30 protein-coding genes are annotated in these 24,758 nt (G+C 62.7%); 12 read left to right on the plus strand and 18 right to left on the minus strand.

Annotated elements, in window-relative coordinates; translation table 11 throughout:
* Nucleotides 1–10: 10 nt before the first annotated feature.
* Genes ACYQ1H_RS06065 through ACYQ1H_RS06075 form a run of 3 tightly spaced genes read right to left on the minus strand, consistent with a single transcriptional unit; the run spans nucleotide 11 to nucleotide 665 of the window.
* Nucleotides 11–202 (minus strand): hypothetical protein, encoded by a 192-nt coding sequence (locus ACYQ1H_RS06065; protein ID WP_460027146.1) that lies wholly within the window; start codon nucleotides 200–202, stop codon nucleotides 11–13.
* A complete protein-coding gene (locus tag ACYQ1H_RS06070) occupies nucleotides 202–480 on the minus strand; it encodes a hypothetical protein (protein ID WP_460027147.1) in 279 nt (92 codons plus the stop codon). The genes ACYQ1H_RS06065 and ACYQ1H_RS06070 overlap by 1 nt, the downstream gene beginning before the upstream one ends.
* Entirely contained in the window at nucleotides 477–665 is a 189-nt protein-coding gene (locus tag ACYQ1H_RS06075; protein ID WP_460027148.1) for a hypothetical protein, read from the minus strand. The genes ACYQ1H_RS06070 and ACYQ1H_RS06075 overlap by 4 nt, the downstream gene beginning before the upstream one ends.
* Nucleotides 666–857: 192 nt before the next feature.
* On the opposite strand from ACYQ1H_RS06075, the gene ACYQ1H_RS06080 reads away from it, so the two are divergent.
* Complete coding sequence (locus tag ACYQ1H_RS06080) at nucleotides 858–1,157, plus strand: type II toxin-antitoxin system RelE/ParE family toxin (protein WP_460027149.1); 300 nt, start codon at nucleotides 858–860, stop codon at nucleotides 1,155–1,157.
* The gene (locus ACYQ1H_RS06085) at nucleotides 1,141–1,467 is read left to right on the plus strand and encodes a helix-turn-helix domain-containing protein (RefSeq protein WP_460027150.1); all 327 of its coding nucleotides are present in this window, start codon (nucleotides 1,141–1,143) and stop codon (nucleotides 1,465–1,467) included. The genes ACYQ1H_RS06080 and ACYQ1H_RS06085 overlap by 17 nt, the downstream gene beginning before the upstream one ends.
* A gap of 57 nt (nucleotides 1,468–1,524) precedes the next feature.
* Here ACYQ1H_RS06085 and ACYQ1H_RS06090 read toward each other — a convergent pair whose 3' ends face one another.
* The 15 genes from ACYQ1H_RS06090 to rpmH form a co-directional block, all read right to left on the minus strand.
* Nucleotides 1,525–1,917: a hypothetical protein gene (locus ACYQ1H_RS06090; protein WP_460027151.1), complete on the minus strand. Its 393-nt coding sequence runs from the start codon at nucleotides 1,915–1,917 to the stop codon at nucleotides 1,525–1,527.
* A gap of 8 nt (nucleotides 1,918–1,925) precedes the next feature.
* Nucleotides 1,926–2,432 carry a hypothetical protein gene (locus tag ACYQ1H_RS06095; RefSeq protein WP_460027152.1) on the minus strand — a complete coding sequence of 169 codons (507 nt, stop codon included), beginning with the start codon at nucleotides 2,430–2,432 and terminating at the stop codon, nucleotides 1,926–1,928.
* A gap of 298 nt (nucleotides 2,433–2,730) precedes the next feature.
* The gene (locus ACYQ1H_RS06100) at nucleotides 2,731–3,813 is read right to left on the minus strand and encodes an AAA family ATPase (RefSeq protein WP_460027153.1); all 1,083 of its coding nucleotides are present in this window, start codon (nucleotides 3,811–3,813) and stop codon (nucleotides 2,731–2,733) included.
* A complete protein-coding gene (locus ACYQ1H_RS06105) occupies nucleotides 3,800–4,747 on the minus strand; it encodes a toprim domain-containing protein (RefSeq protein ID WP_460027154.1) in 948 nt (315 codons plus the stop codon). The genes ACYQ1H_RS06100 and ACYQ1H_RS06105 overlap by 14 nt, the downstream gene beginning before the upstream one ends.
* A complete protein-coding gene (locus ACYQ1H_RS06110; protein WP_460027155.1) occupies nucleotides 4,737–5,147 on the minus strand; it encodes a helix-turn-helix transcriptional regulator in 411 nt (136 codons plus the stop codon). The genes ACYQ1H_RS06105 and ACYQ1H_RS06110 overlap by 11 nt, the downstream gene beginning before the upstream one ends.
* A complete protein-coding gene (locus tag ACYQ1H_RS06115) occupies nucleotides 5,144–5,365 on the minus strand; it encodes a hypothetical protein (protein ID WP_460027156.1) in 222 nt (73 codons plus the stop codon). The genes ACYQ1H_RS06110 and ACYQ1H_RS06115 overlap by 4 nt, the downstream gene beginning before the upstream one ends.
* Nucleotides 5,355–5,843, minus strand: a complete 489-nt coding sequence (locus ACYQ1H_RS06120) for a hypothetical protein (protein ID WP_460027157.1) — start codon at nucleotides 5,841–5,843, stop codon at nucleotides 5,355–5,357. Before ACYQ1H_RS06120 ends, ACYQ1H_RS06115 begins: the two co-directional genes overlap by 11 nt.
* Before the next feature lie 278 nt (nucleotides 5,844–6,121).
* Complete coding sequence (locus ACYQ1H_RS06125) at nucleotides 6,122–6,373, minus strand: helix-turn-helix transcriptional regulator (RefSeq protein ID WP_460027158.1); 252 nt, start codon at nucleotides 6,371–6,373, stop codon at nucleotides 6,122–6,124.
* Between the two features lie 211 nt (nucleotides 6,374–6,584).
* Nucleotides 6,585–7,190, minus strand: a complete 606-nt coding sequence (locus ACYQ1H_RS06130) for a hypothetical protein (RefSeq protein WP_460027159.1) — start codon at nucleotides 7,188–7,190, stop codon at nucleotides 6,585–6,587.
* A gap of 181 nt (nucleotides 7,191–7,371) precedes the next feature.
* Nucleotides 7,372–8,610 carry a tyrosine-type recombinase/integrase gene (locus ACYQ1H_RS06135; protein WP_460027160.1) on the minus strand — a complete coding sequence of 413 codons (1,239 nt, stop codon included), beginning with the start codon at nucleotides 8,608–8,610 and terminating at the stop codon, nucleotides 7,372–7,374.
* A 345-nt stretch (nucleotides 8,611–8,955) separates the two neighbouring features.
* Nucleotides 8,956–10,302, minus strand: coding sequence for a tRNA uridine-5-carboxymethylaminomethyl(34) synthesis GTPase MnmE (mnmE, locus tag ACYQ1H_RS06140; protein ID WP_460027161.1), 1,347 nt, complete (start codon nucleotides 10,300–10,302; stop codon nucleotides 8,956–8,958).
* Between the two features lie 49 nt (nucleotides 10,303–10,351).
* Nucleotides 10,352–12,001 carry a membrane protein insertase YidC gene (gene yidC / locus ACYQ1H_RS06145; protein WP_460027162.1) on the minus strand — a complete coding sequence of 550 codons (1,650 nt, stop codon included), beginning with the start codon at nucleotides 11,999–12,001 and terminating at the stop codon, nucleotides 10,352–10,354.
* A 15-nt stretch (nucleotides 12,002–12,016) separates the two neighbouring features.
* Nucleotides 12,017–12,232, minus strand: a complete 216-nt coding sequence (gene yidD / locus ACYQ1H_RS06150; RefSeq protein WP_460027163.1) for a membrane protein insertion efficiency factor YidD — start codon at nucleotides 12,230–12,232, stop codon at nucleotides 12,017–12,019.
* Nucleotides 12,187–12,579 carry a ribonuclease P protein component gene (gene rnpA, locus ACYQ1H_RS06155; RefSeq protein WP_460027164.1) on the minus strand — a complete coding sequence of 131 codons (393 nt, stop codon included), beginning with the start codon at nucleotides 12,577–12,579 and terminating at the stop codon, nucleotides 12,187–12,189. Before rnpA ends, yidD begins: the two co-directional genes overlap by 46 nt.
* A gap of 5 nt (nucleotides 12,580–12,584) precedes the next feature.
* Entirely contained in the window at nucleotides 12,585–12,719 is a 135-nt protein-coding gene (rpmH, locus tag ACYQ1H_RS06160) for a 50S ribosomal protein L34 (protein WP_460027165.1), read from the minus strand.
* A 180-nt stretch (nucleotides 12,720–12,899) separates the two neighbouring features.
* On the opposite strand from rpmH, the gene dnaA reads away from it, so the two are divergent.
* The 10 genes from dnaA (at nucleotide 12,900) to ACYQ1H_RS06210 (ending at nucleotide 24,486) form a co-directional block, all read left to right on the plus strand.
* Nucleotides 12,900–14,219 (plus strand): chromosomal replication initiator protein DnaA, encoded by a 1,320-nt coding sequence (gene dnaA, locus ACYQ1H_RS06165; RefSeq protein WP_460027166.1) that lies wholly within the window; start codon nucleotides 12,900–12,902, stop codon nucleotides 14,217–14,219.
* A gap of 61 nt (nucleotides 14,220–14,280) precedes the next feature.
* Entirely contained in the window at nucleotides 14,281–15,387 is a 1,107-nt protein-coding gene (dnaN, locus tag ACYQ1H_RS06170; RefSeq protein WP_460027167.1) for a DNA polymerase III subunit beta, read from the plus strand.
* Between the two features lie 22 nt (nucleotides 15,388–15,409).
* Nucleotides 15,410–16,492, plus strand: a complete 1,083-nt coding sequence (gene recF / locus ACYQ1H_RS06175; protein WP_460027168.1) for a DNA replication/repair protein RecF — start codon at nucleotides 15,410–15,412, stop codon at nucleotides 16,490–16,492.
* Between the two features lie 7 nt (nucleotides 16,493–16,499).
* A complete protein-coding gene (gene gyrB, locus ACYQ1H_RS06180) occupies nucleotides 16,500–18,923 on the plus strand; it encodes a DNA topoisomerase (ATP-hydrolyzing) subunit B (RefSeq protein ID WP_460027169.1) in 2,424 nt (807 codons plus the stop codon).
* 372 nt (nucleotides 18,924–19,295) lie between these two features.
* Nucleotides 19,296–19,634, plus strand: coding sequence for a DUF5658 family protein (locus ACYQ1H_RS06185; RefSeq protein WP_460027170.1), 339 nt, complete (start codon nucleotides 19,296–19,298; stop codon nucleotides 19,632–19,634).
* Between the two features lie 218 nt (nucleotides 19,635–19,852).
* Entirely contained in the window at nucleotides 19,853–20,692 is an 840-nt protein-coding gene (locus ACYQ1H_RS06190; RefSeq protein WP_460027215.1) for a bestrophin family protein, read from the plus strand.
* A gap of 74 nt (nucleotides 20,693–20,766) precedes the next feature.
* Nucleotides 20,767–22,209: a DUF6513 domain-containing protein gene (locus ACYQ1H_RS06195; RefSeq protein ID WP_460027171.1), complete on the plus strand. Its 1,443-nt coding sequence runs from the start codon at nucleotides 20,767–20,769 to the stop codon at nucleotides 22,207–22,209.
* A complete protein-coding gene (locus ACYQ1H_RS06200) occupies nucleotides 22,206–22,766 on the plus strand; it encodes a DUF447 domain-containing protein (RefSeq protein ID WP_460027172.1) in 561 nt (186 codons plus the stop codon). The genes ACYQ1H_RS06195 and ACYQ1H_RS06200 overlap by 4 nt, the downstream gene beginning before the upstream one ends.
* Entirely contained in the window at nucleotides 22,763–23,482 is a 720-nt protein-coding gene (locus tag ACYQ1H_RS06205; RefSeq protein WP_460027173.1) for a (5-formylfuran-3-yl)methyl phosphate synthase, read from the plus strand. Before ACYQ1H_RS06200 ends, ACYQ1H_RS06205 begins: the two co-directional genes overlap by 4 nt.
* Entirely contained in the window at nucleotides 23,467–24,486 is a 1,020-nt protein-coding gene (locus ACYQ1H_RS06210) for a quinone-dependent dihydroorotate dehydrogenase (protein WP_460027174.1), read from the plus strand. The genes ACYQ1H_RS06205 and ACYQ1H_RS06210 overlap by 16 nt, the downstream gene beginning before the upstream one ends.
* The last annotated feature ends 272 nt before the right edge of the window (nucleotides 24,487–24,758 follow it).

Here is a 24,758-nt window from a genome sequence, read left to right on the forward strand (position 1 = left end):
GCGATGGCATTCATAGGAAATCATCCTCAAGACGGCGGAGACGTTGAAACAGCGGCGCGAGGCGGCGAGGCGGCGCGACGCCAACCAGAGCGCCAAGCCGGGCGCGGCACTTGCGGAGCTGGCCCGGCGTGGGCTGTTCGCGCAGGCGCTTGATTTGAAGGCGGCACAGGTCGGCCAGCACATCGTCAAAGGGACCGGGCATCACTTCAGCCGAATAATCTCGGTCGGACGCAGGGCCATCAGCCTGGCTTGAGCCTTGCCGGCCTGTTCGTCGGTCAGCTTGCCGGCGCGGTGCAGATGGTTCAGCGTCAGTTGTGCCTTGACCAGATCAAGCGGCTGATCCTGTCTGCCAAAGTCCGGCCGGCGGGTGCGGCCCGTGTAGCGGCCAGCGGAAAGACTTTTCACCAGGGCGCGGCCCTCGCGGCGTTGGCGGTTAACGGTGGCTTCGAGCTCGGCTAAAAGCCTTTCTGACTCAGTCATGGGGTCATCCTCAGTTGCAGGTACCGGTGGAGGGGCAGCCCAGCCGCACGCGCACGGGTTTTGAGCGCGGCATGCAAGGGCTTGGGAATCTGGATGGTTCGGAACTCGCCCTGGTGGGCCTTGCGAAACCGGGCCTGGCGCTCGCGGCCCTGTTGGCGGCGGCGGGCTTGGCGGTCGTCAGTCACGGGGGGCACCCGTAAAAAAAGGGGCCGCCGACTCCGCGTCAGCCGGCGGCGAGGTTTCCACGGAGATGGCAGGAAGAGCGTGAACCATGCCCCCATTGGGCCGTCACGACATTCGCGTTACTACAGTGATGCTTACAAATCTACGGCAATGACGTATGATTGCCGCACAGGCACACCTTTATCGAACTGCCCGTGTTCACGCGGTTTGCCGCCGACTGTCTGGACGAGGATGAATTGATGGATTTGCAGCGGCATCTTGACGCCAATCCTCACGCGGGGCCGGTTGTGCCCGGTACGGGGGGTGTACGCAAACTGCGATGGTCACGCCCAGGCATGGGTAAACGGGGCGGCCTACGGATTCTTTACTACGTGCAGGATCAACATGGGCGCATCTGGCTCTTGACGGTGCATGGCAAAAGCGCCCAGGAAAACATCAGCCCAACCACCTTGAGGACACTACGGGAGATAGCCGACCATGCCGAAATTATCTGAAGCCGAACTCATGGCCCAAGATGCCCAGCGCGACCTCAACGGGGAGTTGCTACAGGCGATTGAAGAACTGAAAGCCGGTCAGATTGGCCGGGTCAGCGTGATTACCGATGACGGGCGCATTGTGGAATCGCCCGTCGCCAAAATCAGATTCAGGACACGGTTATCGCAGGCCAAATTTGCCGGTCTGCTGGGGGTCTCGACGCGGACGCTTCAGGAATGGGAGCAGGGGCGGCGCAACCCATCAGGCGCGGCCAAGACATTGCTTCGCGTGGCGGAGAAGCATCCCGAAATCTTGCGCGAACTGGCATGATCGGCGACAAGGCTGAAGCAAAAACCGGGCGCATGATCCACATGCCGAGAACGTCATTCATGCCGGCACCACCTTGAACACCGCTTGGACCATATCATTGGGCGAGAACTTCGGCGTCCACCGATTGAGTGCCCGCAGCGTCGCCATATCACTCGGCCCCTCTGCCGCGAGGGCTCGCTCAAGCTGGCGGATGTGCTGGTCATGGATACCCCGCTGCCGCGCCATGGCCTTCAGTTGGCCCCACCAGACGCGGGCCTTGGGAAAGGGGTCTCGGCCAGACAGCTCGCCGGAGATTCGCTGGACCAGAAGTAGGGCGGAAAGCTCCGGAGAGATGCCGAGGACTTCCGTTCCGTCCGAGTCGTAAGTGCCCGTGGGAACAACGTGAAACTGTCGCCCGGCGAAGTAGGCTTTTGCCGGATCGTCGGCAGGGTGTAGTCGTGTGATGCTCATGTGTTGCCTCAAAATGACGGGTCATCGTTGAAATCCTGGCCCCAATGCCCACTCGCAGGAATGAGCATCGAGCCGGGTATTAATGGCGCTACCCCGTTGATTGATTCGAGTCGGTCGGAATACTTTTCCACCAAGATTTCCCGCAACTCGGCCTCGGATTTCCCAACCTCGCCCAACAGACTGCCTCCCCCGCCTGAGTTTCGGAGCTTGAACCGCACCGACGCCCGCGCCACGAAGGCGGCGACATGCTCGGTGGGAACGTCCATGTCGAATTGATAAGCGCCCGCCTGGAGCGTGATCCGCTCTCTGCCCGGTTCGGGCGGCGGCGGCAGCTGGCTCGCGAAGTGGTCCGCCAGGCTGTCCCAGTCGTCGGCCGGATAGTGCGCGAGGCCATCGAGCATCCGCGCCACCTGGTCGTCGCCGTCACCGTGCACCTCTCGACAGACACGTTCGGCGGCGATGGCCAGGCGGGCGGGAAGGGGGTTTTGTAGGTTTCGATGGTAGCCCCCCGCCACGCTTTCAGAATTGGCAGGAGAGGGGGTAGCCGTGGATGAAGCATCAAAAATGCTCCCAGGCGCGGCCTTTGGATGTCTCCAAGCGGTGAATCGGTGTGGCGGTGGTGGGCTTACCTCGCGCAACCTCGCGGGAGGTTTTTGCCGTTTCCGCGAAGTGCCGGGAAATCCTGAAGCGAGAACCCCCGCGTAAACCTCGCGGGTTCGCGGTTCCTATAGGGCCGCGCGGTAGATTCCGCGAAGTGAGAACGCGGCCAAATCCGTTAAATTTGGCGCTGAAATGACGGTACTGCGCGGGCATCTATGCGTCCTCCCGCGAAGTAGGCACTTTGCCAGCCGGGTGCAGATAGGTCTGCCTGCCGCCATGCTTGCCAGATGGCAAAGGCATATCAACCACGCGCATCTGCGCCCGAAGCACGGCTATGGTTTCGCGTATGCGGTCGCGAGACATACCCAGCTTCTGCTTCTGCGCTTCAATGGTTGCGCCGGTGTGATACTCAGGCGGCGAAGATTTCAGGCATGACGCGAGGAAGTTCTCCACCTGGTCACACAGCGCCCGCTTCTCGGCTTCGGGGTCATAGCGCGGACGGTGAGCCTCGGTCACATAGCACGATGACTTGGCGTTGCCCCACTGATTGATACGGACCTCTTGCGGCTTGAGGCCGAATGGATGCTCAGCACCATCAGCAGCATCCTTCACCTTGGCGGTCGTCCATTTCTTGGCGTCTCCATCGGCCCATACGAATAGTGAAGCGTCTAAGCTGCCCCTGAGGCTGGAATGCCCCAATTCCGTGGCGTTGGTGCCGTTGGTCTTGCTGGTCGAGTGATAGATGCTCACGACCAAGCAACTCCCGGCGCGACGAATCCGGTCAATGCCCGCGATGGCCTTGCCCATGTCGGCGCTGTTGTTCAGGTCCATTCCCGCCGTGGCGCGGGTCAGGGTGTCGATGATGACGACCGGGAACGCGTGCCCCGCCGTAAGCGTCAGCAGGTGGTCGATGTCGTCGGGGTTGGCAAGCTCAAAGGGTTCGTTATCGATGACGACCAGCGAGTCCGGTATGGGCTTACCTGAGCCATCGGCGTGCGCCTTGAGTCGGTCGCGGATATGGGCCTCGCCTTCGAGACACACATAGATGACATGCCGCTGTGCCACGCGATAGCCAAACCATGTGCGGTCGCCTCGGGCAATCGCCAGCGCCAAATCCAGCGCCAGAAAGGTTTTACCCGCGCCCGACTGTCCATAGATGCAGGCGCTGCCGGTGGCCGGCAATACGTCCTCCACGGTCTCCTTGGGCGGATCGCGCTGCAGAAGTTCACGATAGGTGCGCGGAATGTATTTGCAGTCCGGCCGCTTGGCCGCGCCGATGGGGTCAATGGTCGACATGGCCAGACCTCCATGCTGCAAGGTCATTCCAATCCGAACCGGCCACGCCCTCGGGAAATTCCGGGATTGACAGTTCCGCCCGTGCGGCCCGTGCGGCGGCTTCGGCCTTGGGCCTGCCTACCGGATCGGAATCGCCCGCGATGATGATGCGGCGATGCGGAAAGATGGCCCTAAGCTCTACCGCTACGTCCATCAGGTTGCCAGCCGAGAACGCCACATATGCGGCTTGCCCGGTCTGCCCCGCGATGGTGGCGGCGGTGGCGTAGCCTTCGCAGACGAACAGCAGATGCCCGTGTGTGTCGCCAGTCCAGTGCATCAGCCCCTTGACACGGCCTCCGGTCATGAACCGTTTCGAGAAACCATCCTCGTGCGATTCGATGCGCTGCAAGCTCCATAGCCGGCCCCAGGAATCGCGCAAGGGAATCAAGAGGTCATTACCCTTCACTCGCAAACCCCACGCTCTGACGCGCTTCCTGTCCAGATACGGATGCCCCTCGCAATCGGTGGCCTGTTCCCATATCCGTGCGGCACGGCTTGCCGCTTCCATGTGGCGAGCGTGTTCCTCGGCCTTGCGTTGGGCCTTGGCCTGCTCCATGCGCTGCTTTGCGCCGGGGTCTGGCTTCCAATTGCCATCGGCTTTCCAGGTGGCCCTGGTGCCGGCCACAAAGTCTTGAAACCACCCAGCGGCCCGACCATCACCATGAAGGACGTAGGCCGCATTTTTGGTTCCGCGCCGATGCCCTTCCACATGGATTCGGTGAAGCTGGCCATCGGCCAATATTGGGTCATGCGTGACAATACCGGCCTCTGCCATTGCTGCGGCGAATGAGCTTTCCGCATCGGCTGTCGGTACGGTAAACTGTCCTTGCACACATTGAAGATTGGCCCTCTCCCCGTCAGCAGCGGGGCGGGGGCTTTGCATATCAGTGGGCATGAGATTCGCCCTCCTTCCGCTTGCGTCCCACCGGGCTTTCGCCCATAGCGGCCAGCGGCATGTCTCGATTCAGGAATTTCTCGACCGACTCCTTGCGCCAGTGGACGCCCCTCTTGCCCGTGCGTATCGGGGTATCCAGCGTGCCCTCACGGACATGCGCCCACAGCTTCGAGTCTGATATTCCTGCCAAGGCCATGATGACCGGACGCGGGACTAGGGCATTACCGGGCAGCAGGGGATACGCCCGCAGCAGGATTTGCATCATTGCGCTGTCTTGAATTCCCGACATTGTTGAACACCTCTTGGGTTGTTGAACTACGTCGAAAACCTTCCCGTCACGACAAGCCACCCGCAAAGCGGAGTCGCCCAAACCATTGATTTTGCTGGGTTTCGCGCTCATAACAGCCCACCCTCAGACTCGACCGGCGCGGCGTACCTCTCGCGTGCTTCGGCCACGTCGGCAACTTCCTGTAGGTACATCGCCAGGCTGCGGAACTCGTGGGCTGCAAGGCGCAACGCCTTTGGCGTAATGGCCTCGCCGTTCAGGTCCTCTATGAGCCGGCGCATGGTCGCGGTGACGTTGTTGGCGGCTTCCTCTAGCTCATGGTCACGCGACATGGGCATCCTCCCGCCGGGTGGAGGCGTCGAAGCTGCAAATCACCAATCCCTCACGGTCGTCCAGGTGCTCAACGGCCCGGCGGGCTGCGGCTTCGGATGCGTACGTGCGGGTGATTGGGCGGGCATAGCTGGCCTCCACGCCATCAACGATGACGGTCTCGACCTTGCCGACGTAGTGCCTCCACCCCTGAAAGCCGCGCGGCTCGATGCGTTCGTGCGTGGCCAGCACGCCCAAGAATCGGGCCAGTGCGGCCAGGTCGGCGTCCCTTTGCAGCACTTCGCCAGCGCCATCGAGGACGGCGTACCGACCCAACCGGCGGCGGGCGGGGGCGTGCTCGCGGGTGATCAGAAGGGAGTGATTTCTCTTCGCCAGTGCGCGGCGAAGTCTTTTGATGACGGTCGATTCCTTGACCCAGTGAAGATCGGACGTGGGGGTATTTGGGCGGATTTCGCCCGTAGATGTGGCGTTGATTGCCATTGTGGTGACTCCTGAGTTAGGGGAGTAACCGCCACGATCTCTTTCCACGGAGATTGGGTGGCGGACTGACGCGGGGTGGAAAACCGGACTCAGGGACCGGCCAGCCGTGAGGCTGCCCGCGCCAGCCGCCATAGACTGACGACCGGACACGAAAAAGCGCCCACGGGTGGCGCTGTTCAATGCGCCTGAGTGTACAGGGTTTCCACGCCCTGCCCAGTTTGCGAACTGGGACAATTCATTCTGTCCCTCGGCGCGGCGGACTGTCAAGCGCGGCGCGTTCATGCCGCACCCCGGCTTTGTTTCACCCGGGCGTCCAGCCAGGCGTCAATTTCTGATTCGATCCAGCCCACGGACCTATTACCCACCAGGATCGGCTTAGGGAATGTGGGGTCGTACTCGGACGGACGTTTGGGATTGGGTCGGGTTTTTGCGTAGATCGAGCTGCGGGACAAGCCGGTCCTAGCCTCGACCTGACGGCGGCGCAGGATGGTGACGCGGGCCTGGGCGTCGCGAATTTGATTTGCAGCCATTGTGTACTTCCTCGGAAGCCGCCGGAAAATGCCGGCATGGCTGCGTATTTTTTACATCGCGGGCCGCCTGAACAGGGGGCGGATGATGGAAAACCCACCCCCTGGTTATGCCGCTATTGGGGGGGGGATTCAGACATTAAAGGGTGGGTGGATCATCGTTCCTAACCCGATGAACCCCAGCAATGTCGCCGGTTTAGAGGGGGGGGGTGGTTTACTTGCCGGGTGTCTTGGCGGCGCCTCCAGTCAACTGCCAGTTCGCTACTTTCGCAACTTCCTCGATGCCGGTCTCATTGGGCTTGCCCTCACCATCGGTCATTTCAAACTCTGCCGCATGCCCGCGTAGCCACTTGACCAGGGCTTGCTTGGGATGTTTCCCAACTGGGTCGGTCACGGCCTGCCATGCGCTCACTGCCGCTGCCAGCTTGGGAGCATAACGGGGATTATTGCAATCCATGAAGCCAAGTGCCTCAGTGGAATCATTTCGGCCAGGCGGCGGTTTGATGGCTAGGCCATCTAGCCAGCGCAAAAAGGAATCCACATATACCGATGAATCATAATAGTGACTCCTGTTCTCATCGCCAGGAGAATAAAACCCCTTTATCTCTCGCCTATGCAATGCGCAGTAAATTGCATTTATTTTCCCAATAATCCCATAGTGTGCAATTCTTGGGCGCTTATGAAACGGCAGCTTTAAGTCTTCTGGAAACCAAAAAAGCTCTGGGTCATCAAGATCAAAGTCAGGGGCAAGTAACGCAGCCTCAATGATAGTCAAGGTTTCGATAGTGCCAGCAGCTTCTAACTCCTTCAGAATATCCATAGCGCCCCTTATCACGCATCTCCCCTGAATCAGATGCCGCGCCAGCCGGGCAAGGGTTTCCCGGTTTTCGTCCCGTCGAACTAGGCGCGGCTAATCGTTATGCCGCCTGGAATGATTTCCCAAACCGGCCAATAATTACTTTCCGCTCATCCTCGATTTGGGCGTCCACAAAATCGGCCCACTATTGCAACATTTCCCGCCGCTGGTCGGCGTACTGCGCCCGGTTGTAGACGCCCCGGATGCCCTTGGTTTCATGGGCCAGGCTTTTCTCGATCCAGTCCGAATTGAAGCCGGCTTCATGCAGATGCGTGGATGCCGTGCGCCGGAAATCGTGGATCACAAAGTCCCGCACATCAGCCTCCAGCGCCCGCACGGCAACATTCAGCGTGCTCTTGGCGATAGGCTGTTTCAGGCTGCGTGAGCTGGGGAATACCCATTCAGAACCGCTCGCCAGCCCCTTCAATTCCTCGAACATGGCCACCGCCTGCCGGGACAGTGAAACAAGGTGCGGTTTGTCTTTCTTCATGCGCTCGCCGGGGATCGCCCATTCCGCTTTCTCAAGGTCAAGTTCTTCCCATCTGGCTTCGATCAGTTCCGATTTCCGCACCATGCACAGAATCAGCAGGTGTAGCGCCAGCTTGTGCGCCCGCTTCATGCTCGACTGGTAGATAGCCCGTAACAGCTTTCCGATTTCCTCCTGGGTCAGGGCTACGTCGCGGCTCTTAGCTTGGGCAATGAATTTCGCCTCGATTGCCGCCGCCGGGTTGAATTGGGTTTTCTCCCGCGCAATGGCATAGGCGAAAAGCCGTTTCAGTACATTGCGGGTTTGCAGCGCCATTTGATCGGCCCCGCGATTCTTTATCTTGTCGGTAATCGCCAGAATGTCGGTCACGGTCACGTCGGCAATCTGTTTGCTGCCAATCGCCGGGATCACGTCTTTTTCCAGCGCACGCAGGATGTTGCGGGGGTTGCTGTTCGCCGGGGTCACAATCTCGGCATACCAGCGCCGGGCAAAGGCTTCCACCGTGTCGGCTTCCTTCGCCGCCTCTTCCTTGATTCTGGCTTTCTCGCGGGTTTTCAAACACCATTCACGGATGAAGGCTTGCGCCAGTTCCTTGACGGCGGGGGCGGCATCCTCGGGGATCGCATCGCCGCGCTTCATTGCCATTGGCGATAGCCCCCGGCCCGCCAGTGCCTTGCAGTCGTCGCGCCAGGTCCGCGCCTCGGCCAGTGAGTAGGTCGGGTAGTCGCCCAGGGTCACTTTCTCTTGCTTGGACTCTCGCCCGCCCAGGCGATAGCGATACCTGAATGTCTTGGCGCCGCCCGGCTGGACCTCGACGTAGAGGCCTTTCTCATCGGCCACCTGGTATCTGGCTTCTGCGGGCTTGAGATTCCGCAGTTTGGTATCCGACAGCGACATCGTGTTTCTCCGTCATCCCATGCGTGCGCCACGAAAATCGGACGATGCCCGTGGCGCACCGTAATTCCGTGGCGCACATGATGAAATCCATGTGGGTTGCGGCCTTCAGCCGGTTTCTGGGGGCAATTCCGTCCATTGGAATGTGATATCACCGCCCCAGAAACAGCCCGCGTGGCACACATTTCAGAACTCCGTGGCGCACACCCTGTTGCCGTGGCGCACATGTGGGCACACATTTTCACGGATTCCACCGGAACACACAAGACAGCTTCGGAACAGGAATTCAGGAACGACAAGGGTTTGACAGCCTTTTCCCGGAACACAACGGACGCCCCGGAACTAAAGCTATTTTCCGATGCAGAAGCTGGAAAAAATGCGGCCCAGCAGGTCGTCGCTGGTGAATTCGCCGGTGATCCCGGAGAGGGATTGCTGAGCCTGGCGCAGCTCTTCCGCGACCAGTTCGGCAGCGCCGTCGTCGAGCCGGGCACGTGCCTGGTCGAGGGCGAGGCGCGCCTGGTCGAGGGCATCTAGGTGGCGGCGGCGAGCGGTGAAGATACCCTCGGCTTCGCTGTCGTAGCCGACGCTGGCCTTGAGATGCGCTAGCAGGCTGTCCAGGCCTTGGCCGGTCTTGAGCGAGACATGCGCCACCATGCCATCCGCTGTGCGGGTCAGGCCCGGTGCCCGGCCGGTCAGGTCGATCTTGTTGTGAACTCGGGTGACAGGGAGATGCGACGGCAGGGTGCCGAGCAGGCCTTCGCTGCTCTCGGGATCGCTGTCGTTGATGAGCAGCAGTACGTGGTCGGCGGATTCGATTTCGGCGCGGGCGCGACGCATGCCCTCCCGTTCGACCGGATCGTCGCTGTCCTCGCGCAGGCCGGCGGTGTCGATGACATGCAGGGGCAGGCCGTCGATCTGGATGAATGCCCGCAGGGTGTCGCGGGTGGTGCCGGCAATGTCGGTGACGATGGCGGTGTCACGGCCGGTGAGGTGATTGAGCAGGCTGGATTTGCCGGCATTGGGACGGCCGGCGATGACGATGCTCATGCCTTCGCGCAGCAGGCAGCCCTGGCGGGCCTGGGTCCGCAGCGTCGCCAGCCGTTGAGTCAGGCCATCGAGCTGTTCGCCGAGGCGCGCTTCGGCGAGGACATCGATGTCCTCGTCGCTGAAGTCGATGGCGGCTTCGACATGCAGGCGCAGCTCGATCAAGGCTTCGACCAGGCCGTCAATCTGACGCGAGAATTCTCCCTGCAGCGAGCGTTGGGCTGATCGGGCGGCGCTGGCGGTGGTGCTGTCAATTAGGTCGGCGATGGCCTCGGCCTGGGCGAGATCGATCTTGTCGTTGAGGAAGGCACGTTCGCTGAATTCGCCGGGTCGCGCCAACCGCCCACCGAGGGCCAGAATCCGCTGCAGCAGCATATCCAGCACCACCGGGCTGCCATGGGCGTGGAGCTCCAGTACGTCTTCGCCGGTGAAGGAACGCGGCGCAGGGAAATACAGGGCCAGGCCCTGATCCAGGCTCTGCCCGTCCGTGTCCAGGAAGTGGCCGAAGTGCGCCTGCCGGGGCGGGATGGTTGTTCCCAGCAGGGCTTCGAGGATCGCGGGTACCTCGCTACCCGAGACACGAATGATGCCGATGCCGCCCCGGCCGGCCGGGGTGGCGATGGCTGCGATGGTCTCCGCGGTGGGCGTCATGCGAGGAGCCCATGGGCGGCGCGCGGCGCCGCCCGGGTTGGTCACGCCCTCAGGCCTTGGCGGCCACGCCGGCGACGATGGTCTTGTTGATGTACCACTGCTGCAGGATGGACAGGAGGTTGTTCACCACCCAGTACAGCACCAGGCCGGACGGGAAGAAGGCGAAGAAGCCGGTGAACATGATCGGGAAGAACTGCATGATCTTCGCCTGCAGCGGATCGGACGGCGGCGGGCTGAGCTTTTGCTGGATGAACATGGATACGCCCATGATCACCGGCAGGATGAAGTAGGGATCCTTGGCGGACAGATCGGTCAACCAGCCGATGAAGGGCGCCTGGCGCATCTCCACGGCTTCGATCAGCACCCAGTAGAGGGAGATGAACACTGGGATCTGCACCAGGATCGGCAGGCAGCCGCCCAGCGGATTGACCTTCTCCTTCCTGTACATCTCCATCATGGCGTGATTGAGCTTCTGCTTGTCGCCGGCGTATTTTTCCTTCAGCTCGGCGAGCTTGGGTTGCAGCTTGCGCATGTTGGCCATGGAGCGGTAGCTGGAGGCCGAGAGGCGGAAGAACAGGGCCTTGAGGGTGATGGTGACGAAGATGATGGCCCACCCCCAGTTGCTGAAGATCTTGTGGAACTGCTCCAGCAGCCAGAAGATCGGCTTGGCGATCAGGGTCAGGGCACCGTAGTCCACGGTCAGGTCCAGGCCCGGCGCGGTGGTTTCCAGCACGCGTTGCAGTTTGGGGCCGGCGAACAGCTGGGCCTGGGCGCTCTTGCTCTCGCCCGGGTTCACGGTCAAGGGCGGCGCGTAGGCGCCGATGACGAAATGATGGTCGGACAGCGCCTTGGTGTAGAAGTTGTTTTCCTGTCCGGTGGCAGGTACCCAGGCGGCGAGGAAGTAATGCTGGATCATGGCAATCCAGCCCTCCTGGGACTTGCGGCTCAGATTGTCGCTGGCCATGTCCTTGAAGGAGATCTTTTCGTATTTTTCCTCGGGGGTATACAGCACGCCGCCGGTATAGGTGCGAACGAACTGGTCCTTGTTCTTGTCGCCCGGATCCTTGCGCTGCAGCTGGACATACTGGCGCGCGCTCCATGAATTCTGCCCGTTGTTGGCAACCTGTTGCTCCAGGCCGATGTCGTAGCTGCCGCGCTTGAAGACATAGGTCTTGGTGACGGTTACACCGGTCGGACCCACCCAGGTCAGCGGGACCCGCAGCTCGCCCTGGCCGTCGGCCAGGCGGTATTGGCCTGCGCTGGCCTGCCAGAGCGTGTGGTGGTTGGGGGAGTTGGCCTCGTCGCCGATGAAGCCGCTCTGGGCGACAAACACCAGATCCTCGTCGGTCAGCAGCCGCACCGGTTTGTCCGGCGTGTCCTTCGCTTGCGGATATTGCAGCAGATCCAGCAGGCGCAGATCGCCGCCCTCGGTGTCGATCTCCACCCGCATGACATCGGTCTCCACCTGCACCCGCTGCTTGCGGATCAGCTCGGCGCCGCCGCCGGCAACGGCCGAACCGGTGGTGCCGGCTGCTTCCCCTGCCGTACCCGGAACATCCGGTCTGGCCGCAGACGCGCCGGTTCCGCTCTGGCCAGCGGGCGCAACCGGCTTGGGTCCGTAATCCAGTTGCCATTGCTGGTACAGCATGACACTCAGGAAGAAGAAGAACACGATCAGTACGAACCTTGCGTTATCCATGGGAGGGGTTTCCGTTTACTTGTCGGGTACGGGATCGATGCCGCCTTCGTGCCAGGGGTGGCACCTGGCAAGGCGCTTGACGGCCAGAACGGTGCCGCGCCAGGCGCCGTAACGCTGGATCGCGGTCAGCGCATAGGCCGAACAGGACGGCTCAAAACGACAATGATGCCCCAACCAGGGGCTGATCAGATAGCGGTAGAGCTGGATGAGGCCGACCAGGAGGTACCGCATTGCTTCACCAGACGTTGCCAGTGTTTCCGCAATGAGCGATGGAGGTGTTCATGATCTGCCTGGGATGCGGGGGAGCGCGCCATGACGACAAAGTCGAAACCGGCCAGCTGTCGCTGATGCAGTCGAAAGGACTCTCGGCTGACGCGCTTGATCCGGTTGCGGTCTGCGGCCTTCCTCACTTGCCGCTTGGAGATGGCCAGGCCCAGCCGCGGGAAGTTGCGTCCATTGGCGCGCGCCATGACGCTGAGGTAGTGATCGGCGGACCGGGTGGCTTCCGCGAAGACCTGCTGGTAATCCTTGGCCTGGGTAAGTCGCAGCGTGCGCGGGAAGCCGAAAGGCGCCGGCAAGATCGTCAGACGGTCAGCCGCTTGCGGCCCTTGGCCCGGCGGGCGTTGATGACCAGACGGCCACCGCGGGTCTTCATCCGGGCGCGGAAACCGTGGGTCCGCACACGCTTGATCTTGCTGGGCTGATACGTTCTTTTCATGATGGAAACCTTGGAAACCGACGATGCAAAAGAGGCAAAATGCTAAAACAGGGAAGAATGGCGTGTCAATCCTGCGGCCGGGCCGATGCTTGGGTTATATTAGCTGGCCTGCCGTGAGACCGATCTGCTCCCCATGCCGATGCCCCTGTTGCTTCCCTCGTTCGTTTCCGCCATCCCGTCATGAGTCAGCTCTGGTCCCAGTGCATGAGTCGCCTGGAAGGTGAGCTGCCGCCGCAGCAGTTCAACACCTGGATTCGCCCGCTGCAACCGGTCGAGAATGGTTCCGAACTCAAGCTGCTGGCGCCCAACAAGTTCGTGCTGGACTGGGTGCGCCAGCATTTCTTCAGCCGTATCGAAGAGGTGCTGAGCGCACAGAATGATCCGGCACCGACCGTATCGCTGGAAATCGGCACCCGTGCCAGCGAGCCCTTGCTGGCGCGCCCTGTCCCTGCGCGCAAGCCGGGCAGTGCCAAGAAGGTGCCCAACAACCTGAATCCCGCGTTCACCTTCGCCGACTTCGTCGAGGGCAAGTCGAACCAGCTGGCCAAAGCGGCCTCCCTGCAGGTGGCGCAGAACGTCGGCCGCGCCTACAACCCCCTGTTCATCTATGGCGGCGTGGGGCTCGGCAAGACCCACCTGATGCATGCCATCGGCAACGAGATTCTCAACGGCAATCCTGGCGCCAACATCGTCTACCTGCATTCCGAGCGCTTCGTGTCGGACATGGTCAAGGCGCTGCAACACAATGCCATCAACGCTTTCAAGGATTACTACCGCAGTGTCGATGCCCTGCTCATCGACGATATCCAGTTCTTTGCCGGCAAGGAGCGTTCGCAGGAGGAGTTTTTTCATACCTTCAACACGCTGCTGGAGAACAAGCACCAGGTTGTCCTGACCTGCGATCGCTATCCCAAGGAAATCAAGGGACTCGAGGAGCGGCTGAAGTCGCGCTTCGGCTGGGGCCTGCCGGTAGCAGTGGAGCCACCCGACCTGGAGACGCGGGTGGCGATCCTGATGAGCAAGGCCCAGCATGCCGGCGTGGACCTGCCCGACGAGGTGGCGTTCTTCATCGGCAAGCGCATACGCTCCAACATCCGTGAACTCGAAGGCGCCCTCCGGCGCGTGATTGCCAATTCCCATTTCACCGGCAAGCCGATCACGCTGGATTTCGCCCGTGACGCGTTGCGCGACCTGATCGCGCTGCAGGACCGGCTGGTCAACGTCGAGAACATCCAGAAGACGGTTGCCGAGTACTACAAGATTCGCGTCGCCGATCTCCTGTCCGCCAAGCGGACCCGCTCGGTGACACGCCCGCGGCAGGCCGCCATGGCGCTGGCCAAGGAGCTGACCAACCACAGCCTGCCGGAAATCGGCCAGCTGTTCGGCGGCCGCGATCACACCACCGTGCTGCATGCTTGCCGCAAGGTGCAGGAATTGAAGGAAAGCGACAGCAAGTTCGCCGAGGACTACAGCAACCTCAAGCGCACGCTCTCGGCGTGATCCCGAGGTTTTTGCCCCGCCGTCGTCGCTCCCGACCGTTCAACCCCAACAGGATCCATGCATGAAGTTCGCCATCGCCCGTGAGACTTTGCTTACCCCGCTCTCGCAGGTCATCGGTGTGGTCGAGAAACGCCAGACCCTGCCGATCCTGTCGAACGTGCTGATGCGGCTCAGCGATGGACGGGTGGAACTGACCGGTACCGATCTCGAGGTGCAGCTGGTGGCCAGTGTGGAGGCTGGCTCAGGCGAGGAGGGCGCGGTCACCGTGCCGGCCCGCAAGCTGCTGGACATCTTCCGTCTGTTGCCGGACCACAGCGAAGTCAGGGTCGAGCAGCGCGACGATCGCCTGGGTATCCGTTGTGGCAGCAGCCGTTTCAGCCTGGCTACGCTGCCGGTGGAAAACTATCCGGCCTTTGATTCGGGCACGACCGAACTCGAAGTCTCGCTGCCGGGCGAGACGCTGCGACAGGCGCTGGACAAGACCCTCTTTGCCATGGCACAGCAGGATGTGCGCTACTACCTTAATGGTCTGCTGCTGGATTTCGAGGGTAGCACGCTCAGGGCCGTCGCCTCGGATGGCCATCGTCTGGCGCTGTTCCAGGAAACGTTGCCCGCCCCCTTCGCCAACAACCGCCAGATCATCGTGCCGCGCAAGGGCGTGCTGGAATTGGTGCGGCTCTTGGGCGATGCCGACGATACGGTGATCCTCCAGATCTCGCCCAATACCGTGCGTGTCAATCTGGGGTCGGTGGTGTTCTCCGCCAAGCTGATCGAGGGCCGCTTCCCCGACTATCAACGCGTCATGCCGCGCGATCTCGACCGCCATTACCGCGTTGAGCGCGATCTCTTCCGCGGGGCGCTGAGCCGGGTTTCGGTGCTCAGTCTGGAAAAGCAGAAGAGCATCAGCCTGGAAGTCCCCGAAGGCGAGGGCGTCATGATCCTGAAAAGCCAGAATATCGAGCACGAGGAAGCCGAGGAGCGCGTGGCGCTGGAGGCCGAGGGTGGCGGTGTGTCGGTCGGCTTCAATGCCGGCTACCTGCTGGATGCGATCGGCCATGCCGATGCCGAGCATGTCCGCCTGTCCTTCACGCCGGCGGCCAACAGCTGCCTGATCGAGGATACGGTCGACACGCGGTACAAGTACGTCGTCATGCCCATGCGGCTCTGAGCCGGGTCGCCCGCGTCCACGGATGAGCCTGGTCAGGCTGGACGTCGTCGGGTTGCGCAACCTTGCGCCGATCAGTGTCGAGCCCCATCCGCGGCTGAATCTTCTGGTCGGCGCCAATGCCAGTGGCAAGACCTCGCTGCTGGAGGCGGTCTACCTGCTGGCCCGGGCGCGTTCCTTTCGCACCAGCCAGATCGGCCAGCTCATCCGGTTCGGTGCCAGCGAGCTGACCGTGGCCGGCCGCGTGGCCGCCGATGCCGATGCCGGCGGCGGCTCCATGCCCATCGGCATCCGTATCGGTCGGCGCGAGCGCGAACTCCAGATCGGCGGTCGCCCGGCGCAGTCCAGCGCCGAGCTGTTGCAGGTGTTGCCCCTGCTGGTCATCCAGCCCGCCGGCATTGCGCTGATCGACGGCGCGCCCAAACTCCGGCGCCAGTTCCTGGATTTCGGCGTCTTTCATCGGCAACCCGGCTATCTCGACGTCTGTCGCCGTTACGCCAAGGCGCTGCATCAGCGCAACGCCCTCCTGCGTGCCGGGCAGGCGGCAGCCCTCAAGCCGTGGGATCGGGAGCTGGCCCGGTACGGTATAATGATGCATGAGGCACGCGGGGACTATCTCGAGCGCCTCACGCCTTTTTTCAACGAAATAGGGGGGCGCTTCTTTTCCGGATCGCATTTCGCCCTGCGTATGCAGCCGGGCTGGGATCTTTCCCTCCCGCTGGCGATGGCGCTGGAAAATGATGTCGCGACGGACCTTCGCCATGGCCATACCCAGTCAGGTCCACACAAGGGGGACTTCTCCGTCCTCCTCGATCAGCGCCCCGTCAGGGCATACGTATCCCGCGGGCAGATGAAGCTGCTGGTGTACGCGCTGCTACTGGCGCAGTCGCGCCTGATGGAAGAACGGATCGGCACTGCAGGTTGCGTTCTGATCGATGACGTCGCCTCGGAGCTAGACGAGAACAACAAGAACATTCTGCTGGAGCTCCTGCGCGGCCGCCCCACCCAGTTTTTCATTACGGCCACTTCGCGCGAGGCCATCGCCGACCGGCTGCCGACGGAATCGGCCGTGTTCGAGATGGCGCAGGGCCGGCTCAGCCAGGCATGACCAACCCATGACCAATCAGATATCCCCCTCCGAATACGACAGTTCATCCATCAAGGTGCTCAAGGGGCTGGACGCCGTGCGCAAGCGTCCGGGCATGTATATCGGCGATACCGACGACGGCACCGGTTTGCACCACATGGTGTTCGAGGTGGTCGACAATGCCATCGACGAGGCGCTGGCGGGCTACTGCAGGAAGATCAAGGTCACCATCCATGCGGATGAGTCGATTACCGTCAGCGACGATGGCCGCGGCATTCCGGTGGACATCCACGCCGAGGAGGGGCGCTCGGCGGCCGAGGTCATCATGACCGTGCTGCATGCCGGCGGCAAGTTCGACGACAATTCCTACAAGGTTTCGGGCGGTCTGCATGGGGTGGGGGTTTCGGTCGTGAACGCCCTTTCCGAAATCCTCACGCTGGAAATCCATCGTGGCGGCAAGATCTACCGGCAGCATTACGCACACGGCGTACCGCAGGCGCCGCTGTCGCCCGTGGGCGACAGCGATGTCACCGGCACCACGGTCCATTTCAAGCCCAGCGCGGAGACTTTCAGCAACATCGAATTCCACTACGACGTTCTCGCCAAGCGCCTGCGCGAGCTGTCGTTCCTCAATTCCGGTGTCCGCATCGTGCTCAGGGACGAGCGCTCGGACAAGACCGACATCTTCGAATTCGAGGGCGGCATCCGCGCCTTCGTCGAGCACCTCAACAAGAACAAGACCCCGCTGTTCGAGAAGGTCTTCTACTTCCAGACCGAGAAGGATGGCATCACGGTGGAGGCGGCCTTGCAGTGGAACGATTCCTACCAGGAGAACATTTACTGCTTCACCAACAATATCCCCCAGCGCGATGGCGGTACCCATCTCGCCGGTTTCCGCGCCGCGCTGACCCGCACCCTGAACCAGTACATCGAGGAGCAGGGCCTGCTGAAGAAACAGAAGGTCGACACGTCCGGCGACGATGCCCGCGAGGGCCTGACCGCGATCCTTTCGGTCAAGGTGCCCGACCCCAAGTTTTCCTCGCAGACCAAGGACAAGCTGGTGTCTTCCGAGGTCAAGCCGGTGGTGGAATCGGCCATGGGCGAGAAATTCCAGGAATTCATGCTGGAGAATCCCGCCATTGGCAGGACCATCGCCAACAAGATGATCGATGCCGCCAGAGCCCGCGAAGCCGCCCGCAAGGCGCGCGAGATGACCCGGCGCAAGACGGCGCTGGATATCGCGGGTCTCCCCGGCAAGCTGGCCGATTGCCAGGAAAAGGACCCCGCGCTGTCCGAACTGTTCATCGTCGAGGGCGATTCCGCCGGTGGTTCCGCCAAGCAGGGCCGTGACCGCCGCACCCAGGCCATCCTGCCGCTCAAGGGCAAGATCCTCAACGTGGAGCGGGCGCGCTTCGACCGCATGATTTCCTCGGAAGAGGTCGGCACCCTGATCACCGCCATGGGCTGCGGCATCGGGCGCGATGAATACAACCCCGACAGGTTGCGTTACCACCGCATCATCATCATGACCGATGCCGACGTGGACGGCTCGCACATCCGCACCCTGCTCCTGACCTTCTTTTACCGGCAGATGCCGGAGCTGATCGAGCGCGGCCACATCTACATCGCCCAGCCGCCGTTGTACAAGGTCAAGAAGGGCAGGCAGGAGCAGTACGTCAAGGATGACAACGAACTCAACGACTACCTGCTGCAGCTGGCGCTGGAAAAGACCCGCCTGCACCCGGACGAGGCCACCCCGCCCATCCAGGGACCGGGTCTGGAAAAACTGGCGCGGGATTACCTGGCCGTGCGCGCCGTCGTCGACCGGCTGGCCCACCGCTATGACGAGACCCTGCTGAACGCCTTCAGCGAGCTGCCCGCCATTGACCCCGCCCGGCTCGCCGACCCGGCCGTCGTCTCGGTCTGGGTGGGGCAGCTGCGCGAGCGGCTCGGTCGCATGGAGGCGGGCGCGCGCTTCGCCCTAGAACCGGAATGTGGCGAGCAGCCGGAGTCCTTCCGGCTGCGCGTCAGCAAGCGCCTGCATGGTGTCTACAAGCATTTCGACCTCTCCGCGAGCTTCTTCCATTCCGGTGACTATCGGCGCCTGGCCGGTTTTGCCGGCATCACGGATGGCCTGTTCGGCCCGGACACGTGCGTGGCCGCCGACGAGCGCCGCGAGCCGGTGACCAACTTTCGCGCCGCTTTCGACTGGATGATGTCGGAAGCCAAGCGCGGCCAGCACATCCAGCGCTACAAGGGGCTGGGCGAGATGAACCCCGAGCAGCTGTTCGAGACCACGCTGGATGCCAGCACCCGACGCCTGCTTCAGGTGCGCATCGAGGATGCCATCGCTGCCGACGAGATCTTCACTACGCTGATGGGCGATCAGGTCGAGCCGCGCCGCGACTTCATCGAACGCAACGCCCTGGAAGTGACGAACCTGGATATCTGACGCATGGCCCATCGGCAACGGCGCGCGGTCATGCCCGATCCGGGGGAAGGTCTCCCGTTTGATGCTCCTTCTGGCCGCCCTTGTGAGCCTGGCGGTTGACGCTGGGCAGCTGCTGGTGGGCTTGCCGGGCCACGGCGCGGTCTATCACCTGCAAACGGGCCTGAAAGGCTGGCTGGCAGAGGGCAGGGCCACCAGCGTATGCCGCGGCTGTTAGGGGGAGGATGCCAGCATCCGGCCATCGGGGGGCTGGCGGCATTCTTGTTGCCCGGCCCTGCCGGCGCAACACCGGGATCGAGCGGCATATGCAGATTATTAGGTTTTGTTTATATTCTTGCGCTAGAATGGAGGCCTGTCGCAAGGTAGCTCCGCGTCATGAATACAGCCCTGATTTATCTGTTCGCATCGCTCCATATCGCCGATGGAGCGCTTACCTACCTCGGCTTGCAGCTCTATGGCCTGGCTGAAGCCAACCCGCTGTTGTCCGGGCTCGCCGCCGAGGTGGGGCTGGGGACGGCCATCATCGGCGGCAAGTCGCTGGAGACGGTCCTTGCCTACCGCCTCTACAAGCGCCGTGTCATCTTCAAGAAACACCCTTCGCTGGTGGCAACGCTGGCACTGGCGGTCCTGTTCTATACGGGTGTGGTCATCAACAATGCCTGGCTGGTCTTCGACGCACCCCCCGTCGCAGCGTCGGTATCGAACGAGATCTGAACAAGGCTTGCCGCCCCGGATGCTCGTCTCCGGCAAGGTCGTGATGCATCATCGCATGGGGTGCCCGGAAATCAGGCCTGTGTCATCCGCCCGGGACAGCCTTGGTCGCGCAATATATTCCGAAAGCGGCCATCCTGCCGGTTGCCCGGGCATCCTTGCCGGGATGATCACCGCAGCGTAGCCGGCGCAAGTCTTCGTGCAGGGAGGAAGGCCAAATCATTAGCTACAACCCCAAATCCTGGTGGGGTCTCATCTTCAAGTTCCACAGGAGCGACACCTTCCGGCGGTTGTTGCCCATCATGCTGACCATCGCGCTGTTCGCGGCCAGCGTGAGATACCTGGACGCCAACATTCTGCCTGGCTATTTCCACACGACCAGTGTGGTCCATTCGCTGTTTGGCTTCGTGATCTCGCTGCTGCTGGTGTTCCGCACCAACACCGCCTACGAACGCTGGTGGGAAGGGCGCAAGCTGTGGGGCCAGCTGGTCAACACCTCGCGCAATCTGGCCCTCAAGCTCGATGCCTGGCTGCCCGAGCGACATGCCGCGCGCACCCTGCTGGCCAATCAGCTGACGCGTTTCCCGGTGGCCCTGAAGGATCACCTGCGCGACCAGCCGTGGGACGAACCGGGGCATATCGTGCACGGGCCCAACGCGGTGTCGGCCGTTCTGTTCGCACAGATCGAGACCTTGTGTCGCCAGGGCGAGCTGACATCCTGGCAGCTGCTTTGCCTCAATCAGGAACTCAGCGCCCTCGCCGACATCTGTGGCGGCTGCGAGCGCATCAAGCGGACGCCCATCCCGTATTCCTACAACCTGTTCATCAAGAAGTTCATCTTCGCCTACATCCTGGCGATGCCCTTCGTCTTCGCGCCGGAGTTCGGCTACTGGACCTGCCTGTTCACGACCTTCATGTTCTATGTCCTGGGCAGCCTGGAAGTCCTCGCCGAGGAAGTGGAAAATCCCTTTGGTACCGACGCGAACGACCTGCCGATGGACGAAATCGCCGCCACCATCGCGCGCAACGTCCGGGAAATTCTGCAGCACCCCCGCGACTGACGGCCGGGCGGGTGCGCGTCGGCGGGATTGCTATAATCGCCGCCCTCTTTCGGTCCCGTGACGCCATCCTAGCCATGCCCGAGCACATCCTCTTTCTCACCGGCAAGCTGGCCGAAAAGCAGTTGCGCCGGACACTGGAGGAGATGGAGCCGGATTTTCTCTGGAAGGTGCAGCCCTTGGGCATCACCGTGGCCGCCCTGATGACGGCCGACATGATCCGTCGCCGGCTGAAGGATACCCAGGGCGCCGACCGCATCCTGGTGCCGGGCCGCTGCCGCGGCGACCTGGTGTCGCTGTCCGCCGACTTCGGCCTGCCGATCGAGCGCGGCCCCGACGAGTTGCACGATCTGCCCGAGTTCTTTGGCAAGCAGGCGCGGCGCCCCGATCTCGGCCGCTACGAGCTGCGCATCTTCGCTGAGATTGTCGAGGCGCCGCAGCTGGACGTGGACGGCATTCTCCGCCGGGCGCGCGACTATCGCCGCGACGGCGCCGACGTCATCGACCTCGGCTGCCTGCCGGCGACCCCGTTTCCGCATCTGACCGCCGCCGTCCAGGCGCTCAAGGCCGAGGGTTTCGGGGTCAGCGTCGATTCCCTGGAGCCGGAAGACCTGGTCCAGGGCGGCCGTGCCGGGGCAGACTTCCTGCTCAGCCTCAGGGAGGACACGTTGTGGGTCGCGGACGAGGTGGCGGCGACGCCGATCCTGATCCCGTCACCGCACGGCGATCTCGACTCGCTCGACCGGGCCATGGCTGTCCTGCAGGCCAAGGGACGGGATTTCATCGTCGATCCGATTCTCGATCCGATCCATTTCGGTTTCACCGACTCCATCCTCCGCTATCACGAGGTTCGCCGCCGCCACCCGCAGGCCGACATCATGATGGGGGTCGGCAACCTGACCGAGCTTACCCACTGCGATACCGCCGGCATCAATGCGACCCTGCTTGGCATCTGTTCGGAGCTGCATATCAGGTCGATCCTGGCGACTCAGGTCAGCAAGCACGCCCGCCGGGCGGTGCGCGAAGCCGATCTGGCGCGGCGCATTCTCTACGCGGCGCGCGAGCTGAACCGCCTGCCCAAGCATATCGACGATCGCCTGATGGCCCTGCACGAACGTTCACCCTTTCCGCTCAGTCGCGGGGAAATCCAGGAGCTGTACGAGGCCATCAAGGATCCCAGCTACCGGATACTGGTAAGCCCCGAGGGCATGCATATCTTCAACCGTGACGGCTTGCACACGGCCGAGGACCCCTTCGCGCTGTACCCGAAACTCGGCGTCGAAACCGACGGTGGCCACGCCTTCTACCTGGGCGTGGAGCTGGCCCGGGCGCAGATTGCCTGGCAACTCGGCAAGCGCTACACCCAGGATCAGCCGCTGGAATGGGGCTGCCAGGTCGATCTGAAGGAGGATCCCACCATCAATCCGCATGCCTACAAGCCATCCGGCCCCACCCTGCACCAGCGGCGCGAACGCGAGGCGCCGGACGGGGACATCCTCCTGCCGGAGGGCAATCCATGATTCGCGAGGTCATCGTCACGTCCCGCTCGCCCGATGGCGAAAGCCATATCGCCCCGATGGGCATTCATGTGACCGGCGAGGACAGGTTGCTGATGCCTTTCAAGCCCTCGCGGACCCTGGACAACGTGCTGGCGACCGGCGTGGCGGTGATGAATTTCACCGACGATGTGCGCGTTTTTGCCGGCTGTCTGACCGGTCGCCGCGCCTGGCCGCTGGTGCCGGCGGTCACGACCGATTGCCCGCGCCTGGCCGGCGCGCTGGCGCATGCCGAGCTGCGACTGCTGCGGCATGAGGACGACCCATTGCGCCCGCGGCTGCATTGCCGCGTCGTGCACGAGGGCAACCATGCGCCGTTCCGGGGCTTCAACCGTGCCCAGTTCGCGGTGCTGGAGGCGGCAATCCTGGTCAGCCGCTTGCACATGCTGCCGACTGAAAAAATCGAGGCGGAGCTGGCCTATCTGCGCATCGGCCTCGACAAGACCGCCGGAGCCGCCGAGCGCAAAGCCTGGGGATGGTTGATGGAACGGATCGAGCAGCATCGGCGGGGTTCGCCATGATCACAGGCATGCTGGCCAGCGTCGCCAACCTGGCCGAGGCGCGGTTGGCGGCAGCCGGCGGTGCCGACATCGTCGATCTCAAGAATCCCGTGGCCGGCGCCCTCGGTGCCCTGCCGATCGCCGATGTGGCGACCATCGTCCGGGTCTTGGGCGGCATGCGGCCGATCAGCGCCACCGTCGGCGATCTGCCCATGGCGCCGGGGGTGGTCGCCCCGGCAATCGCCGCCATGGCCGCGACCGGGGTCGATTACGTCAAGCTGGGTTTCTTTCCCGGTGGCGACTGGCCGGGAGTCACCGACAGCCTGCGGCCGCTGGCCCTGTCCGGCATCCGGCTGATCGGGGTTTTTTTTGCCGACCAGCCGCTGGAACGGCACTGGCTTGACCGTCTGGCGGATGCCGGCTTCACCGGCGCCATGCTGGACACGGCGGACAAGCAGCGCGGTTCGCTGACCCGACTGCGCGACCTGGATTTCCTGCGGGATTTCGTCGACGCCAGCCGGTCCCTGGGGCTTCTCTGTGGTCTGGCCGGTTCCCTGCGGGCGGAGGATATCGAGACCCTGCTTCCCCTGGGGGCCGATTATCTCGGCTTCCGCGGTGCCCTCTGCGGCGGCCGGCGTACCGATGCGCTGGACGCGGCGGCTTTCTCCGCGTTGCGGGACCGCCTGCGGCCCGCCTTTCGAGTACCGTTCGAGGATTTGCCATGCTCTATCGACTGATCCGCCCGGCCCTGTTCCGGCTGGACCCGGAAACCGCCCACGATGTGACTCTCAGGACCCTGGGCGCACTGGATCGGCTGGGGGCGGTGAATCCCCTGCGGTTTGCCGCCGCCGGCTCGCCCCGCACGGTGATGGGTCTGCGTTTTCCCAACCCCGTCGGTCTGGCGGCTGGACTGGACAAGAATGGCGACTGCATCGACGGTCTGGCGGCGCTGGGTTTCGGTTTCATCGAGATCGGCACGGTCACGCCCCGGCCCCAGCCGGGCAATCCCAGGCCACGGCTGTTCCGGTTGCCGGCGGCGGAGGCCATCATCAACCGCATGGGCTTCAACAACGCTGGCGTGGATCGTCTGTTGGCGCGGGTGGCGGCGGCCCGTTACCGGGGCATCCTCGGCATCAACATCGGCAAGAACAAGGACACGCCGGTGGAGAACGCCCTCGACGACTACCGGATCGGTCTACGCAAGGTTTACCCGGCGGCCAGCTATGTGACCGTCAACATTTCCTCACCCAATACGCCAGGGTTGCGCAGTCTCCAGTCGGGTGCTCACCTGGATCAGCTGTTGCAGGGCCTGATGGCAGAACGCGGGCGTCTGGCGGGCGAGCACGGGAGAATCGTGCCCTTGGCCGTCAAGATCGCGCCGGATCTGGATGACGCGGAAATCGACGCCATCGCCGCAACCTTGCTGCGGCACGGGGTGGATGCCGTCATCGCCACCAACACCACCTCGTCGCGGGTCGGCGTCGAATCCCTGCCGCATGGTGGGGAGAGTGGCGGGCTCAGCGGCCGACCGGTCTTCGCGGCGTCGACGGCCGTGGTCGGCAAGCTGGCCTGCCGCCTGGATGGCAGGGTGCCGATCATCGCCTGTGGCGGCATCCTGGGTCTGGAGGACGCACGCCGGAAGCTGGATGCTGGCGCGACGCTGGTGCAGGTTTACTCCGGCCTCATCTACCGCGGTCCGGCCTTGGTCCGCGAACTGGTGCGGGGCTTGTCCCAGATCTGAAAATCAGGATTTTCTTATCTTTCTCATAAGAAGATTTTTGTTTCTTAAGGCGTAACAAACAAGGTAATACATTTGTCATTGTTTTCGTTTAGAGTACAACCCGTACTTCAAGCAACCAAGAGGACAAGCAAATGGAAATCTTCGTACTGGCCAGCATACTCATCGCCGCGGTGGCGACGGTCGATCTTCCGGATCAACGCGTTGCCAACAAGGTCCGTAACGATGACTGATAACCCACCCGCTTATTTACGGACACAGAGCGTCCTTTTCTG

It is taken from the genome of Methyloparacoccus murrellii, from assembly GCF_054657115.1.

Bases quoted from the DNA above. Each gene is read 5' to 3' on its own strand.
- ACYQ1H_RS06065 (WP_460027146.1), bottom strand. From the start codon at position 202: ATGCCCGGTCCCTTTGACGATGTGCTGGCCGACCTGTGCCGCCTTCAA.
- ACYQ1H_RS06130 (WP_460027159.1), bottom strand. From the start codon at position 7,190: ATGGATATTCTGAAGGAGTTAGAAGCTGCTGGCACTATCGAAACCTTG.
- ACYQ1H_RS06210 (WP_460027174.1), top strand. From the start codon at position 23,467: ATGCTCTATCGACTGATCCGCCCGGCCCTGTTCCGGCTGGACCCGGAA.
- yidC (WP_460027162.1), bottom strand. From the start codon at position 12,001: ATGGATAACGCAAGGTTCGTACTGATCGTGTTCTTCTTCTTCCTGAGT.
- ACYQ1H_RS06070 (WP_460027147.1), bottom strand. From the start codon at position 480: ATGACTGAGTCAGAAAGGCTTTTAGCCGAGCTCGAAGCCACCGTTAAC.
- ACYQ1H_RS06120 (WP_460027157.1), bottom strand. From the start codon at position 5,843: ATGGCAATCAACGCCACATCTACGGGCGAAATCCGCCCAAATACCCCC.
- mnmE (WP_460027161.1), bottom strand. From the start codon at position 10,302: ATGACGCCCACCGCGGAGACCATCGCAGCCATCGCCACCCCGGCCGGC.
- rpmH (WP_460027165.1), bottom strand. From the start codon at position 12,719: ATGAAAAGAACGTATCAGCCCAGCAAGATCAAGCGTGTGCGGACCCAC.
- dnaN (WP_460027167.1), top strand. From the start codon at position 14,281: ATGAAGTTCGCCATCGCCCGTGAGACTTTGCTTACCCCGCTCTCGCAG.
- ACYQ1H_RS06110 (WP_460027155.1), bottom strand. From the start codon at position 5,147: ATGAGCGCGAAACCCAGCAAAATCAATGGTTTGGGCGACTCCGCTTTG.
- ACYQ1H_RS06185 (WP_460027170.1), top strand. From the start codon at position 19,296: ATGAATACAGCCCTGATTTATCTGTTCGCATCGCTCCATATCGCCGAT.
- ACYQ1H_RS06200 (WP_460027172.1), top strand. From the start codon at position 22,206: ATGATTCGCGAGGTCATCGTCACGTCCCGCTCGCCCGATGGCGAAAGC.
- gyrB (WP_460027169.1), top strand. From the start codon at position 16,500: ATGACCAATCAGATATCCCCCTCCGAATACGACAGTTCATCCATCAAG.
- recF (WP_460027168.1), top strand. From the start codon at position 15,410: ATGAGCCTGGTCAGGCTGGACGTCGTCGGGTTGCGCAACCTTGCGCCG.
- ACYQ1H_RS06205 (WP_460027173.1), top strand. From the start codon at position 22,763: ATGATCACAGGCATGCTGGCCAGCGTCGCCAACCTGGCCGAGGCGCGG.
- ACYQ1H_RS06090 (WP_460027151.1), bottom strand. From the start codon at position 1,917: ATGAGCATCACACGACTACACCCTGCCGACGATCCGGCAAAAGCCTAC.
- dnaA (WP_460027166.1), top strand. From the start codon at position 12,900: ATGAGTCAGCTCTGGTCCCAGTGCATGAGTCGCCTGGAAGGTGAGCTG.
- ACYQ1H_RS06105 (WP_460027154.1), bottom strand. From the start codon at position 4,747: ATGCCCACTGATATGCAAAGCCCCCGCCCCGCTGCTGACGGGGAGAGG.
- ACYQ1H_RS06100 (WP_460027153.1), bottom strand. From the start codon at position 3,813: ATGTCGACCATTGACCCCATCGGCGCGGCCAAGCGGCCGGACTGCAAA.
- yidD (WP_460027163.1), bottom strand. From the start codon at position 12,232: ATGCGGTACCTCCTGGTCGGCCTCATCCAGCTCTACCGCTATCTGATC.
- ACYQ1H_RS06135 (WP_460027160.1), bottom strand. From the start codon at position 8,610: ATGTCGCTGTCGGATACCAAACTGCGGAATCTCAAGCCCGCAGAAGCC.
- ACYQ1H_RS06195 (WP_460027171.1), top strand. From the start codon at position 20,767: ATGCCCGAGCACATCCTCTTTCTCACCGGCAAGCTGGCCGAAAAGCAG.
- ACYQ1H_RS06115 (WP_460027156.1), bottom strand. From the start codon at position 5,365: ATGTCGCGTGACCATGAGCTAGAGGAAGCCGCCAACAACGTCACCGCG.
- ACYQ1H_RS06125 (WP_460027158.1), bottom strand. From the start codon at position 6,373: ATGGCTGCAAATCAAATTCGCGACGCCCAGGCCCGCGTCACCATCCTG.
- ACYQ1H_RS06085 (WP_460027150.1), top strand. From the start codon at position 1,141: ATGCCGAAATTATCTGAAGCCGAACTCATGGCCCAAGATGCCCAGCGC.